Raw genomic sequence first — 13,653 nt, 5'->3', positions numbered from 1 at the left:
GGAGTGTGCGTGGCGGCTGCAGCCGTGGCGATGACAATGGTGCCGTCCAGTGCGGAGGATGCCTCTGCGGCGCACGATGAATACAACGCAACGGTGATCGATGCCCTGCTCGCGGAAGGCACGCCACGCACAAGGGTTCTTGCCGCAACTGCGATGAAATATGGTGGCAAGCAATCCTCAGCGGAAGCCGAACGTCAGCGCGAACTGTTGAGCCAGGCCGTGCAGGCTGCGCCCGATGACGCCTGGGTTCAGTGGATTGCTGCCGTCTACGCCTTGCCATCTGACACCGTATCCGAGCCAGCGCTGGCGCTTCAGCGACTTGAGCCGGACAATGGCGCAATCTGGCTGTTTCAGCTCGCGGCGGCGTCCAGAGCCAATGACAGCACCGGCGTAACTGACGCGCTTGCTCGGATCGGGGCATCGTCCCGATTCGACGACCACTTCGTTGACTACGCGCTTGAATGGCTCGAGTTCTCCCGCAAGTACCCTCTGCCCGATTCGTATGCAACGGGTGACAATCAGGCTTCCGCACAGCTGCCACTTGTCATGGCCGTCAGCCGCGCTGCCGCACTGGCCATGCCGAACTACGTTAGTCCTACCAGAGCATGCAAAGCGGTCGACCAGCCTTTGAAGGCTGATCGTCGCGAGGCCTGCATTGCGGCAGGTCGAGTCATGCTGACCGAGTCCAATACACTGGATTCGATGCGTCTTGGTGCTGCCATGCTTCAACTGGCAGGTGCCGATGATGCCGCCGAGGTCACTCGGAATACCGACTACTTCACCGAGGAATACCTCGTGCTGTGGAACGCAATGCTGAGAGATCCTGAGGAGTTCAAGCGCTACCAGGTCGATTGGGTGCAAAGCCGCGACACACTTCAGGCCGCCCGGAATCTCCTGCTTCGCGCCGGCGTTCCGCTCTTGCCACCGCCGAACTGGAAGTCTGAGCCGAGCCGCTTGACCTCGACGAGCTCGAGGCAGCCCAATGCCTGAGCCGACACGGCACCCCGGCCTGTAGTACGCTCACTCGCGCTGTGCAACCCGACGGAGGCCTAGATGCTGAGAGTCCTGGTGGCGAGTTCCAAGGGCGGTTGTGGAAAATCCACGATCGCGACGAATCTGGCGGCGCATTCCGCGCTCAAGGGCAAGGCGACCGTACTCGCCGATGCCGATCGCCAGGCATCCAGCAGCCGATGGTGCGAAAAGCGCGCCGTACTCGATACCGCCGTGCTGCCGATTGATGCCACCCGCAAGGGTTGGCAACAGCGCATTCCGGAGGATGCCCACCGCGTCATCATCGATTCCGGCGCCGGCATCCGCGCCAGTGAAATCGCCGAATTCATCAGCGATATCGATGCGATCGTGGTGCCGGTGCTGCCGTCCGTGGTCGACCTCGAGGCCACCATGCCGTTTCTGGACGATCTGGCCAAACTGCCCAGGATCAAGAAGGGCAAGGTTGCCGTAGGCCTTGTAGCCAACCGGTCGAAACCCTGGACCAACGCCACGCACCAGGCGCTCGAGGAAATGCGCGAATTTCCGTTTCCGGTCATCGCCCAGCTGCGCGATACGCAAGCCTACTCGCTGATGAACGGCCTGGGTCGCAGCATCTTCGACTACCACTCCGAAATCGTACGCTCCCACCAGCAGGACTGGGTCAAGCTGATTCGCTGGCTGAACAAGCTGGACTGAGCGCAATCACGGGCTTGGAAAGGTGTCGTCGAGGGCGAATTGGCCTTCGGACGAGATGCCCGACACGCCTGCCAAAGGTCGTTCCTGACTACCAGCACAGCCGGTGCCAGCGCCCTTGGTCGCCTATTGCCAGTGGGGAATCGCGGACCCTGACGCGCTGCCGCTTGGGAAATCCGTCGGCCATGCGGCATGATGCAAGTCCACTCTGAGGAGTCATCATGTCAGTACGCCAGATCATCCTGTTGCGACACGCTCATGCGGAACCTCCGGCGGCCGGGCAGAGCGACGAATCCAGGCCTTTGACGGAAGGCGGCGTTTGCGAAGCCCATTCGGCGGCGGACTGGCTGAAGGCGCACGGCGCCGAGCCGGATATCGTGCTCTGCTCACCCTCCGCTCGCACACTCGAAACAGCAAAGTGCGCCATCGAGAAGCTTGGCCATGCGCCCGGCATCATGGTCGACAAGCGTATCTACGAGGCCACTCCCGGCGACCTGATCCAGGTCCTGGAGGAGCAAGCCGAGGCCGACTGCATTCTCCTGGTTGGCCACAATCCCGGGCTGGAAACCCTGGTCGCCCTGCTTACAGACGGCACCTCGGACCAGGGCCGTGGCATGCCTCCCGGCGCGATTGCCTGGATGCATGTCGACGGTGACGCCCCGATCGAACCGGGCTCAGCCAGCCTTCGCCACTTCTGGTGGCCATAGATCAAGATTCCTCCGGTTGAGCTGACTGCGTGATTTCCAAAGCAGCCGATGTTATCCGTGGGCGCCCTGACGGACCGGGCCGGCGCAGAAGCCTGCCCCGGCTACTAGTGGCCCTGCTTGCCGGCGCCTCGGCGGCCATCATTCCGCAATCCGCACTCTGCGATGAATCCGAGTCCGAGTCCGCGAACTCGAGCTTTCTTCGCTTCGACAGTGTGCAGTCCACGGCATCGTTCAAGGTCAGGGTACTGCTGATGTTTACGGTTGATGGCCAGTTCGGCAGTGTCAGTGGCGGCGTCCACGTAGACGGCGAACAAGCCCGCGTCGAAGCCGCCATCGATGCCAACGCGGTCACCATGAACCGCGAGGCCAACGAGAAATGGGTCAAGTCCGCCGAGTTCTTCGATGTCGCCCGGCACCCGCAGATCTTTTTCGACTCGCTGCCATTTCCCTTGGCCAGGCTCCGTGAAGGCGGCACGCTGCCCGGCACACTGAACATGCGCGGTGTGCGGAGATCTGTCGTTTTCGAGCTCCAGCCCGCGGATTGCGAAGCACCAGCCGTCGACTGCCCGGTCGAGGCAAAGGGAACTGTCCGGCGCAGCGAATTCGGCATGACGACACGTCGCGGCGCGTTGTCGGACAAGGTCGAACTGGAGTTCAGCGTGCGCGTGGTTGCGCCGGTCGACAGCCCGGCCACGCCATGAGTCGGGCATGCTTGAAGTCGTCCGAGTCCGGGGTTCTGGGGGCCGTGGTGCTGCTGTGCTGCCTTGTTCTCTCCAGCGGATGTTCGGTCAACCGCAAACTGGCCCGTGAGGCCGATCAGATCGTCGCGCGCACCCAGGCAAGCGAGATCACCTGTACGCAAGCGGATCGCTGCGCAATCGATTCCCCGTATCGTGCATTGGCTGCCGAATCGCAGGCTCTGGCGGCAACCGACGATCCGGTCCATTTCGTCAACCTGCTCGAGGAGGGCGAAGATTCACTGCTGGTGCGTATCCATCTCGTCCGCGCTGCGCGTACCAGCATCGATATCCAGACGTTCATCTGGGTCAACGATGACTCCGGGCGCCTGCTCCTCGATGAATTGCTCAAGGCGGCCAAACGCGGTGTCCGCGTGCGCGTCATCGCCGACCAGCTTTTTTCGCTGGAAGACCCGGCCCTGCTGTCGCGCCTTGCCGTGATCCACCGGAACTTTGAATTCCGTATCTACAACCCGACGTTCAACAAGGCGGTCACCCAGCCGCTTGAATTTGCCGTCAGCATTCTTTGCTGCTTCACGCGCTTCAATCAGCGCATGCACAACAAGTTGTTCCTGGTCGATGGCGTGTTCGGCATCGCCGGTGGGCGCAATTACGAGAACCGCTATTTCGACTGGGATCCCGCTTTCGACTACCGCGATCGTGACGTGCTGGTGACCAGCTCGTCTGCCGGACGCGAGATGCAGGCCTCGTTCGATCAGTTCTGGAACTACAAGCGCGCCGTGCCCCTGACCCGCCTGAATGACGTGAACCGGCAGATCGTTGCTGATTCTGGAGAGGACTTGCCTCTGCCCGCGCCGCTCCAGCAGGTCGATCCCATGCGCGTGGGCATACTCAGCGCACGCGCAGGCAATCAGGCCGAGATCGCGCGACGTTTTACCGACATTGCCCTGCGTGTCAGCGATGTCGACTACTTTTCCGACCAGCCGCAGAAGCAGGATTCCGAAGTCGACAGCAACTCGGAGCTGGGCGACCGAATCGAAAGTCTGATCGCGTCTGCCGACCAGCGTGTTCTCATGCAGACGCCGTATCTGGTTTTGAGCAAGCAGGCACGTCGGCTGTTCGGCCGCCTCAACGATCAGGATCCAAAGCCGGAGATCATCGTTTCCACCAACTCGCTTGCATCGACCGATGCTTTCTATGTCTACGCCCTGTCGCACAAGTACAAGAAGCGATACCTCAAGCTCGGATTTCGCATTTACGAGTTCAAGCCCTTTCCGGAGGACGCTGACCTGCTGATCAGCGACTACGCCGTGTGGGGCACAGGCGGCAGCTTCGAGAGCGGATATCAGCGCTACGGCGCGGCACCGCTGACCACCAGCGGCATTCGCGTTGGCATGCACGCCAAGTCAATTGTCATTGACGGGCAGGCGACACTGATCGGATCGCACAACTTCGATCCACGTTCGGACAACTACAACACCGAATCGGGATTCATCATCCGCGATGACGAAGTTGCCCGCCTTGTCGGCGAGGCCATCCTGCGCGATATCGAGCCACAAAATGCCTGGACCATCGCCAAGCGTCCGCGCACCAACTTCATCCACCGCGTCAACAACGCCATCGCCGATTTCTCGACGGCCCTGCCGCTGTTCGATTTCTGGCCGTTTCGCTATTCGACCAGCTACGAGTTGAACCCCGGTTGCAAGCCCCTGCCGCAGAACGATCCCGGCTTCTATGACTGCTACACGGCGGTGGGTGATTTCCCCGAAGTCGACCTGCCCATGAAGACCATTTACACGCGCACCGCGACTGCCATCGGGGCCGGAGCAGTGGGCATTCTTTAGCCAACACCCAGCGGGGACGCCTCGCACCGATTGACGCGCCAGCAAGTGCCGTCTAGTCTCAGCATTGATTCTTTCCCCTGCGGAGCGGCATCCATGTCCCTCGACATCACGATTCAACTGGCTGATGAGGACCTCGATCACTTTGTCGAGGCCATGAAACGCGCACAGGTCAAGGCGGCCGACCTGAGTCCGAAGGAAATTGTCGAGGCAGCGTCGAAATTGCTGGTCGATCTGCCGGGCGACAAGGTTCCGCAGTTCATCAAGGACCGGCTCGTCAGCCTCGACCAGATGATCCAGCTGGTGGTCGATGAAGGTTACGGCCTGCCCCAGGAAGACAGGGACCGCGTCCTTTCGTGCCTGGCCTATTTCGCCGACCCACACGACATCATCCCGGACAACGTTCCGGTCATCGGGCTTCTCGATGACGCCATCATGATCGAACTGTGCGTGCGCGAGCTGCGCCCGGAGATCGACTCCTACGCGGACTTCGTGTTGTTCCGCAACCAGGAAGCCACGCGCCGCGGCGTCGATCCAGCCACACTCAAGACCGAGCGAGTCGAGTGGCTGGAAACTCGCCGCCAGGAAGCCCATGAAGGCATGCGTCGTCGCCGTCGCGATGGCTACTCCAGTGGCGGTGGTGGCGGATTTTCGCTGTTCAAGGCACGCTGATCCGATAGCTGGCCGACCAGGTCAACAACAAGAAAGGCAGCCGCGAGGCTGCCTTTCTTGTTTCATGGATCCGAAGAATCCGTGCGGGCACGGGGTCGGCATCTGCATTGAATGGCACTGATCCGTGGCGCGGCATTTCCACCCTACGGCAAGCCCGGCTGCGCCGGGAGGGGAGTCGTTTCGCAGCAGCCGGGTGGCTGGCCATCCCGTGACGCTGCCGCTACCGCATTACCCCGCAAACGCGGGGTCCCTGCCTGCGCAGGGACCCACGGATCGAATGGCACAGGATGGTCCGCCAGTGCCCTGCTAGTTGCAGTCGAATGGCAGCAGGTCTGCCGCCATGCTCGACTCACACTCCCAGGCACCGCCCATGTAGGTCCATTCGATGCGCTCGATGCGCGCGGCAAATGGAATGTCCGACGACGAGGAAAGCCGCACCGTGACCGTGCACTCGGGCGAGATGCCGCCAATCTGGATGGCTTCGATCCAGGAATTGTTCGAGGTGCGCTCCTCGGCCGGGCAATCACCGCCGCCATCAGCAATACCCGCAACCTCGGCCTGGGTTTCAGTGGCGACCATGAATACCGATGTCATTCCTGCACGCACGGCGGCGGCTTCATCCGCATCCACGCCGGATGACGTATCCATGGTCTCCTCGAGATCCGAGAAATCCGACATGTCGATGTCGGCCATCTCCGTCTCGGCCATGTTCATCTCGCTGGACGCCATGCCCAGGAACTGATTCATCATGAAACCCCAGCTCGCGAACATGATCACGATGCCGAGAATGGGCAGACAGTTCAGAACCCAGCCGTACCAGGGCATTTTCGGACGCACGGTGGGCATGGGCTTGCCGGGCTCGACATCGCGGAAGACCACGCAGCAGCCCGCCATCATGTCGTGCAGGGCCTGCTTTCGGCCGGTAAATCCGGCCATCATGTAGCCGATGTTGAAGATCATGCCGGAGATGATCTTGCCGAAGAAGCGTCCCGTGGCGCGGCCAAACCCGATCCGGTTGCCCTTGTCGTCGGTGACCTTGATTCCCATCGCTCGCTTGCCGGGCGTGGCTTGGCGGGGGCCACTTTCGAACTTGGCAAAGTACAGCCACATGCCCACGATCAGACCGACGTAGCCCAGGAACATGATGAAGAAGGCCAGGCCCGGAGAGTCTGATGCTGCCCAGCCCAGTCCGCCGATCAGCGCGAAGAAAATCAGCGACGCGACACTAAGGATGATGGAATCAATCACATAGGCTGCAACGCGCCGCCAGAAACCGGCGTTGACGATATTGCCCTCCGGCAGCATGTCACCGGATTCCATGTCGGCGTGGTCCGAGGCTGACCCAGCAGCGGGGTTCGCGGCAGACATGCGCATTTCCGGGGCCGGGCTGCCTGACGACGACGGCTGCGCCACGGTTTGTGCGCTGAGCGGACTGAAGGCCACGGTAGCCTGCTGATCAAGATCGGTCGCAGGCGAAGTCGGAACGATGAACGGCCTCCAGTTGGCGCTGCCCACGGTGGCTACGCTGATGCTGGACGGCCAGTCACCGCGGCGGACCCGATCTTCGACAAAGACATGCGGAATCGGCCCGCGTGGGGAACCATCGACGAGGACGAACAAGTTGTCGTCGTTGCCCAGGGCTTGCAGCTCGGTCGCGGCACCCACAGCGGATGCACCGTCCTGCAGCTTCTGCAGCTTGGCCAGGTCGTCGCTTTCCTTGATGGAAATCGGAGCCCGCGCAAGGAGCTCTGCCTTCAGACGATCCGGCTCCATGCGAAAGTATGCAGCCAGTGCAGGCCAGACGTTTTCGGCATCAAAACCGGGCAATACATCGCCGGTCAGGACCAAGGCGTGCTTGATGGGTTCCATGGTTTACCTTCCCCGTATTGAATTAAGTTCGTGTCCGGGGCCTACGCTGGAAATCGTAGCCCGGTTGGTCCCAAGTATCGCCGTCAGCTTCGCCAGATGCACGCTTCGTGCGCGCGTCGACCAGTACGGCGGTGTGTCATCTGCAGATGGCTGGCAAATACTTCGATTCGATCGATGAGACGCAAGTCCATTCGTTGTCGCCATCAAAAGCCCACTCTACCGACTCGTCGCGCACGGCATTTGGCACTTCCGAACGGGAGGCGAATGTCAGGGTTATCACGCAATCCGGTGCGCTCCCGTCGATCCGGATGGAATCGATCAGGGGGCTTGCGCTGGCGCGCGAACCCTGGGGGCATGGCTGGTCGGACATGATCGCCTGGCTGACTTCGATCTTCGCCGTGGATACTTCGATGAAAGCCTCCGATACCTTGGCCCGAACGGTGTAGTCGTTGTAGGCAGGCAATGCGATGGCAGCGAGGATGGACAGCGGGAAGATGGCCAGCAGCAATCCATTGATCACCCAGCCGTACCAGGGCATTGGCGGGCGCACCGTCGGCAGGGGCTGGCCTGGCCGTACCGTATTGAAGACAACGCACGTGTCGGCAACCAGATCATGCAGGGCCTGTTTGCGCGTGGTCCATCCGGCCAGCATGTAGCCGACGTAGAGCGTGATCTGGGAAATCGCGGCGGCAAAGAAGCGGCCGGTGGCCTGGCCAAACCCGAGGCGACGGCCCTTGCCATCGGTGACGATCAGGCCCATTGCACGCTTGCCCAACGTGGCCTGGGCGGCCGAGCTTTCCTGTAGCGCAAAGTACAACCAGTAACCGACGATATAGATGAGGATGCCAAGCAGCGGAATGACGAGGACGATAAGCCCCGGAATGCTGATGATCATCACATCGAGCAGGTAGGCGGCGCAGCGGCGCCAGAATCCTGCGTGGATCGCCGACCCGGCGGGCAATGGGCCCGATGAATCCCTCTGGCTGGCGATGCTGTCGGCGACGCGAGCGATCTTCGCCGCGACCGTATCGTCGGGCTCACCCTCGATCGCGCCTGCAGCGGGCATCGGAGGTGGCGGCGCAATCGCTTCGGGATCGGGGTTGAAGGTGCGCCAATCGGTGCTACCCACCGGAGCGACCTTGACCGAGGCTGGCCATGCACCACGGCGCAGGCGGTTCTCGATGTAGGCCCTTGGCAATGGGCCTCGGGGCACGTTGTCGACAAGGACAAAATGGCTTCCGCCGGCCAGCGAATGCACTTCGCTGACAGCGCCGATTTCGGTCAGCCTGTTCTGGCGGACGCCGAGGTCGGAAAGGTCGGATGATTCCTTGACGGTCATCGGCACCCGGGCAAGCACGTCGGACTTCAGTCGCGCCTCGTCAATCCTGAAGTAGCTGGCGACTGCCGTCCAGACTGCCTCGGCGTCGAAGCCGGGCAGGAGATCGCCAGTCAGTACCAGCGCGCGCTTGTCTGTATCCATCGTTTCCGCTTCCCCTTGCAGAGTTCTGTTTCTTGCGCCGTCGCGGCCTGTTCGATTCGCTGCCTGAAATCAGCGCTCGAGAATGGCGGTAACCCCCATGCCTCCGGCCGTGCAGATCGATATGAGCCCTCGGCCCGACCCCTTCTCCTCAAGCAGCTTGGCCAGCGTAGCGACGATGCGCGCGCCCGTTGCGGCAAAAGGATGGCCGAGTGCGAGGCTAGAACCGTTCACATTCATTTTGGCCCGATCAATCTCGCCCAGCGGTTTCTTCAGGCCCAGGCGATTCTTGCAGTAGTCCTTTGACTCCCAGGCACGCAGGGTGCAAAGCACCTGGGCCGCGAATGCTTCGTGGATCTCGTAGAAATCGAAATCCTGCAGAGTCAGACCGGCGTTCTTCAACATGCGCGGCACCGCGATAGTCGGCGCCATCAGCAGGCCTTCGCCATGTACATAGTCGACCGCTGTAACTTCGGCGTGGGTCAGCCAGGCCTGCACCTGAAGACCGCGATCCTTGGCCCATGCCTCGCTGCCAAGCAGGACCGCGGAAGCACCATCGCTGAGCGGCGTGGAGTTTCCGGCGGTCAGCGTGCCCTGGCCAGAAGTCTTGTCGAAGGCGGGTTTCAGGGTGGCGAGCTTCTCCAGCGTCGTGTCCGGACGCAGGATGTTGTCGCGATCAACGCCACGAAACGGAACGACCAGATCCTTGAAGAATCCGCGCTCGTACGCAGCGGCGGCTTTCTGATGGCTTTCCCAGGCAAGCTTGTCCTGGTCCTCACGGGTGATCTTCCACTCGCGCGCCATCATTTCGCAGTGATCCCCCATCGACTTGCCCGTGCGCGGCTCGGCGACACCGGGAAACGAGGGAGCCAGCTCACCGAAAGAGAATCCCTTGATCGCAGTCTTGACCTTGTCGGCCGGCTTGCGCGCGCGGTTCACCGCCAGCAGGCGCTGTTGCAAGGAGCGACCATAGACGATGGGCACATCGCTGGTGGTATCACTTCCGCCGCCGATTCCGGCCTCAATCTGGCCACTGGCGATCTTGTTGCCGATCAGGATCGCGTTGTCGAGGCCGGTTCCGCAGGCGCGGGCCGTGGTGATACCAGGCGTGGTGGGCGCCAGGCCCGACGACAAGGTGGCCTCGCGCGCCAGATTCCACTCGGAGGGATGCTTGATCACCGCGCCGAGTGCGACCTCGCCCAGCTCGACGCCGTGCAGTCCGTATCGCTCGACCAGCGAACCAAGTGTCTTCACCGACATGCCGAAATTGCCGATGTCGGCATACGCGGTATTGTTGCGGCAGAACGGAATCCGTACGCCGCCAATGACACCGACTCGCTTGATCGCAGTCACGTGGAACCTCGCTTGGCAAGAACTCGTCGCTATTATGCAACGCCAGCGCTATTGATGCCGCATTCCTGCGGCAAGTGTCGTGACTACAGGCAACTGGCTGACTTTGTCAGCGCGGCGCCTTCCCCCAGGTCTGTTCGTTGCCCTTCCATAGTCCGAGGAACCATTCGCGGAACATCGGAATCTCTTCTCCGCGCGAATCGTCAGCAAGATCCTTCCAGAGGACTTCCGGCGCAAGCTTGCCGGTGGCGACATTGATGATGGCATCGAACAGTTCGGTCCACAGCGGTGAATAGGCAACTCGTGCCGACACCGAATCTGCATAGTTGCGCAGCGCCTCCAGATCAGCGCTCGATCCACGGCGCACGGCGATGGCCTGCACCCAGGGCGAATCGGAAAGTAGCAGGGTCAGGTCAAAACCGGCGCGATCAAGGAATATCCTGACTTCCTCCGGGCATGAGAACTGGTTTCGCGCGACATCCTTGCGTGCAGCAGGATCGGATACGCGATGCTGCTCGATCTCGAATGCGTAACGCCGCCAGCCAACCGCGCTGGCCATGTTCCAGACATCAAAGTAGAGCAGTCCGCCCGGCTTGAGGACGCGTGCGAGGTCCTCGAGATAGAGATAGAAGTCTTCCTTGTCCATATGAATGAACACGGCAACGCAGTAGGCCTTGTCGAAACTCCCGTCCGCCAAAGGTTGCAGGTCGGAACGGGCCAGTTCGGTGAAGCCGACGTTGGCGTGCGCCTTCAACCGGTCCCGGGCGACATCGATCATGTTCGATGAGATATCGGTGCCTTCCCAGTGGGCGACGCGGGGCGCTATTTCGTGGCCGATGCGCCCAACCCCACAGCCCAGCTCCAGCACGCGGTCTCCGGGCTGCAGATCGAGTGCCGCGCTGACCTGATGGGCGCTGTAGGCTCCCGTCAGCCGCGCTGTTTCCTCATTCGTGCTGCCGTCGACGGCGATGAACGCACTGGTGGGCGTCGCCGCCTTTTCGTTCCAGAAATTCTTGTAATTCTTCTGTGATTCCATGAGTCGGTGCGCTGCGTACGGGGGCCGCAATGGTACACTGCGCCCCCTACCGCGAAAACCGGAACGTGCCCGATTCGCTGCATTCCACCCGCTCCATGAACCAGCCTTTACGCTTCCCTGCGCTGATAGCGGTCGAGTGCGAGAATCCCGGCGCACCGGGCCTTGTTGCGCTTGATCGCGCGACCGCCAGCATCCTGGCCGACGCAATCGCCCTGGACCTCGCCGCCCATGTGCCCGAGATCAGCCAGCTCGACTTCATCGTGGTTGGCGCACTTTACGACCAGGCCCAGTTGCTGCGTCCGCAGTGGCCGTTGCATGCCGCGCTCGCCGATGCCCTGGATCGCCTGCCGCGACGGGCCGGAGATGCCCATGTGATCGCGCTCGGTTCCCACGATGGTCGCCTGCCACACACCAGCCTGGAGCCCGAGACCGCCCTTCTGGGCAGCCCGATGCTGGTAATGCCCTGGCTATTGAGCGGGCCCTCCGACATTGTCGCGTCGGTCGCGCAACGGCTTGAGCGGGAACTGATGGAACGGGGCCTGATCGGTGCTGAGCTCGCGCTTGCCATCGGCGAGGCATTTGGCATCAAGACTGCGCATGCGCGGCACATGTCCTCACTTGATCTGTGCGCATTGGCCTGCGCGCAGTACGAACATGCCGAGCTCGGCGAACTCTGGCAAATCATCGAAACGGCCCTGCTCCGGCCCGAGCAGAGTCTCGAGGTGAAGCTCGGCGACGGCAGTTCGCTTGCGATTCGCGATGGCGTTATGCGTTGCGATTCGCGCAACGAACGCCTGCTCGCACAGACCCGCGCCATTCTCGGCGCACACGGGATTTCACTCTAGCGTGTGAATGCCCGGGTATGGTTTACCAGCTCAAGTCGACGGGTGACCGCGGCGAACGTTGCGAAACCGGATGCCGACCCCCGGCACGCCAGCGCTAGGCCTGGAAGTCGATGAACCCCGTCTCCAGCATCCGGTAGCCAGCATCACTCATCCCCAATGCGGCATACGTTGCTTGCGCATCGTGATTTTCGTTTTCCACGTAAAGACGCAGGCCAACAACACCCAGGGTAGCTCGCGCGCTTGTTTCGACATCGACATACAACGCGCGGAACACGCCACTTCGGCGCGCCTCCGGCATCACGTAAACACTTTGTATCCACCACCAGTCGCCATTGCGCCAGTCGCTCCACTCGTAGGTGACCATCAGGCTGCCCACCGGTACGCCGGCGCGCTCTGCAATCCGGTAGAAGCCACGTGCCGGCTTGTCGAATATGGCCTGGGTTCCGCGCGTCAGCAGCGCCCGGTCCAGTGTCTTGTGCTCGGTTTCAAGTGCCATCGCGGCGTTGCAGCCGACCAGGAACGGAATGTCGCTCAGCGTCGCTTCGCGTATCGTGATGGCATGGCTCATGGCGTGGTCTTCTTGTCCGGCACCAGTGGCAGGATGAATTGCTTGCCGCGCGTCTGGAAAAGGTTTTCGACCCACAGCGAACGGCCATCGTCACTCACACCCGTAGCCCGTGTCCCGCTGCGCAGGTGCACGGGCCGCTCGTCGAAACGGATGGCCAATGGTCGCTCGTCGTCGCTGTTTTCACGCAGCCAGGCAAGCGTTGCCGCCAACCGGAGATGGGCGGCGGAATCGAGCAGGCGCGCGTCGTATTCATTGAATGCCGGTGCTGCGATCCGGGTCAGAATGCATCCGACCTTGTTCGCCTGGCAGTCGAACCAGTCGATGTCCAGTAGCGGCCTCTCGGGGAGCCTGTCCTCAAGGGCAAGCGTGGCGTCCTCGACCTTGCAATAAGCCTCGGTTTCCTTCGCGCGCCAGGCGCGAACACGGGATGCATCGAATACCAGGGGTTGAGTATTGCGCTCCAGCCAGCCCTTCTCCGCGCCGTCCTTTCCAGATGAAATCAGTGAATCCAGCAAGTCATCGACATAGCCAAATTCCCCGATCATGGCCGAGCAGAGGGAAACCTCCTCGGCAACAACCGGTGCCAGCGCTGCATCGCAGTCCGCAGGCAAGGGCTCGGCAGGATCCATTTCGGCCAACATGTTGGCAAGCAGCGCGATATCGGCATCGCGACGGGATGCGGCAAGCATGGTCTGAACCAGTGATCGGTTGTCGCGCCCGAAGCGTCTCCACGTGGAGAGATTGCGACAAGTACCTGCCAGAGCCTGCTCGTGCATGCCATCCACGAACATCAGTGCCAGTTGGCTGTTGCGCAATCGCTGGGGCAGCCGGCTGCGCACGCTGGTGGTGACAGCCATGCTGAGTACGGGAGGGAACTCGTTGTGTAGATATTCGGAATCTTCAATCG

At 61.7% G+C, this 13,653-nt stretch carries 12 protein-coding genes and 1 pseudogene; 7 read left to right on the top strand and 6 right to left on the bottom strand.

What is annotated here, in order from left to right:
- The 6 genes from WBP53_RS05035 to WBP53_RS05010 all read left to right on the top strand — a co-directional run.
- On the top strand, nt 1-990 hold a 990-nt coding region (locus WBP53_RS05035; protein WP_423926566.1), incomplete at its 5' end, for a hypothetical protein.
- Between the two features lie 63 nt (nt 991-1,053).
- Nucleotides 1,054-1,686, top strand: a complete 633-nt coding sequence (locus tag WBP53_RS05030; protein WP_423926564.1) for an AAA family ATPase — start codon at nt 1,054-1,056, stop codon at nt 1,684-1,686.
- Nucleotides 1,687-1,904: 218 nt separating this feature from the next.
- Entirely contained in the window at nt 1,905-2,390 is a 486-nt protein-coding gene (locus WBP53_RS05025; protein ID WP_423926562.1) for a SixA phosphatase family protein, read from the top strand.
- Between the two features lie 29 nt (nt 2,391-2,419).
- A complete protein-coding gene (locus WBP53_RS05020; protein ID WP_423926560.1) occupies nt 2,420-3,091 on the top strand; it encodes a YceI family protein in 672 nt (223 codons plus the stop codon).
- Nucleotides 3,088-4,932 carry a phospholipase D family protein gene (locus WBP53_RS05015; RefSeq protein ID WP_423926558.1) on the top strand — a complete coding sequence of 615 codons (1,845 nt, stop codon included), beginning with the start codon at nt 3,088-3,090 and terminating at the stop codon, nt 4,930-4,932. The genes WBP53_RS05020 and WBP53_RS05015 overlap by 4 nt, the downstream gene beginning before the upstream one ends.
- A gap of 93 nt (nt 4,933-5,025) precedes the next feature.
- Complete coding sequence (locus WBP53_RS05010; protein WP_423926556.1) at nt 5,026-5,601, top strand: YkvA family protein; 576 nt, start codon at nt 5,026-5,028, stop codon at nt 5,599-5,601.
- A 306-nt stretch (nt 5,602-5,907) separates the two neighbouring features.
- On the opposite strand, the gene WBP53_RS05005 is transcribed toward WBP53_RS05010, so the two are convergent.
- The 4 genes from WBP53_RS05005 to WBP53_RS04990 all read right to left on the bottom strand — a co-directional run bounded on the left by WBP53_RS05005 (nt 5,908) and on the right by WBP53_RS04990 (nt 11,333).
- A complete protein-coding gene (locus WBP53_RS05005) occupies nt 5,908-7,470 on the bottom strand; it encodes an RDD family protein (protein WP_423926554.1) in 1,563 nt (520 codons plus the stop codon).
- A gap of 136 nt (nt 7,471-7,606) precedes the next feature.
- The gene (locus WBP53_RS05000; protein ID WP_423926552.1) at nt 7,607-8,950 is read right to left on the bottom strand and encodes an RDD family protein; all 1,344 of its coding nucleotides are present in this window, start codon (nt 8,948-8,950) and stop codon (nt 7,607-7,609) included.
- Between the two features lie 69 nt (nt 8,951-9,019).
- Entirely contained in the window at nt 9,020-10,300 is a 1,281-nt protein-coding gene (locus WBP53_RS04995) for an acetyl-CoA C-acetyltransferase (RefSeq protein WP_423926550.1), read from the bottom strand.
- A 106-nt stretch (nt 10,301-10,406) separates the two neighbouring features.
- Nucleotides 10,407-11,333: a class I SAM-dependent methyltransferase gene (locus tag WBP53_RS04990; RefSeq protein WP_423926548.1), complete on the bottom strand. Its 927-nt coding sequence runs from the start codon at nt 11,331-11,333 to the stop codon at nt 10,407-10,409.
- A gap of 95 nt (nt 11,334-11,428) precedes the next feature.
- Between WBP53_RS04990 and WBP53_RS04985 the strand changes: the two genes are divergently transcribed.
- Nucleotides 11,429-12,178, top strand: coding sequence for a hypothetical protein (locus WBP53_RS04985; RefSeq protein WP_423926546.1), 750 nt, complete (start codon nt 11,429-11,431; stop codon nt 12,176-12,178).
- A 94-nt stretch (nt 12,179-12,272) separates the two neighbouring features.
- On the opposite strand, the gene WBP53_RS04980 is transcribed toward WBP53_RS04985, so the two are convergent.
- Nucleotides 12,273-12,746 carry an N-acetyltransferase family protein gene (locus WBP53_RS04980; RefSeq protein ID WP_423926544.1) on the bottom strand — a complete coding sequence of 158 codons (474 nt, stop codon included), beginning with the start codon at nt 12,744-12,746 and terminating at the stop codon, nt 12,273-12,275.
- A pseudogene (locus WBP53_RS04975) lies at nt 12,743-13,653 on the bottom strand (hypothetical protein); the annotation flags it as partial. The pseudogene WBP53_RS04975 and the gene WBP53_RS04980, both read right to left, overlap by 4 nt.

It is taken from the genome of Dokdonella sp. (assembly GCF_049593775.1).
GTDB lineage: Bacteria > Pseudomonadota > Gammaproteobacteria > Xanthomonadales > Rhodanobacteraceae > Dokdonella.
The sequence above is the reverse complement of the archived record's forward strand: the minus strand, read 5'-3'. Positions and strand labels throughout refer to the sequence as shown.

What these genes read in the sequence shown, in the direction of transcription:
- WBP53_RS05030 (WP_423926564.1), top strand. Translation starts at nt 1,054, where the DNA reads ATGCTGAGAGTCCTGGTGGCGAGTTCCAAGGGCGGTTGTGGAAAATCC.
- WBP53_RS04980 (WP_423926544.1), bottom strand. Translation starts at nt 12,746, where the DNA reads ATGAGCCATGCCATCACGATACGCGAAGCGACGCTGAGCGACATTCCG.
- WBP53_RS04985 (WP_423926546.1), top strand. Translation starts at nt 11,429, where the DNA reads ATGAACCAGCCTTTACGCTTCCCTGCGCTGATAGCGGTCGAGTGCGAG.
- WBP53_RS05015 (WP_423926558.1), top strand. Translation starts at nt 3,088, where the DNA reads ATGAGTCGGGCATGCTTGAAGTCGTCCGAGTCCGGGGTTCTGGGGGCC.
- WBP53_RS05025 (WP_423926562.1), top strand. Translation starts at nt 1,905, where the DNA reads ATGTCAGTACGCCAGATCATCCTGTTGCGACACGCTCATGCGGAACCT.
- WBP53_RS05000 (WP_423926552.1), bottom strand. Translation starts at nt 8,950, where the DNA reads ATGGATACAGACAAGCGCGCGCTGGTACTGACTGGCGATCTCCTGCCC.
- WBP53_RS05010 (WP_423926556.1), top strand. Translation starts at nt 5,026, where the DNA reads ATGTCCCTCGACATCACGATTCAACTGGCTGATGAGGACCTCGATCAC.
- WBP53_RS05005 (WP_423926554.1), bottom strand. Translation starts at nt 7,470, where the DNA reads ATGGAACCCATCAAGCACGCCTTGGTCCTGACCGGCGATGTATTGCCC.
- WBP53_RS04990 (WP_423926548.1), bottom strand. Translation starts at nt 11,333, where the DNA reads ATGGAATCACAGAAGAATTACAAGAATTTCTGGAACGAAAAGGCGGCG.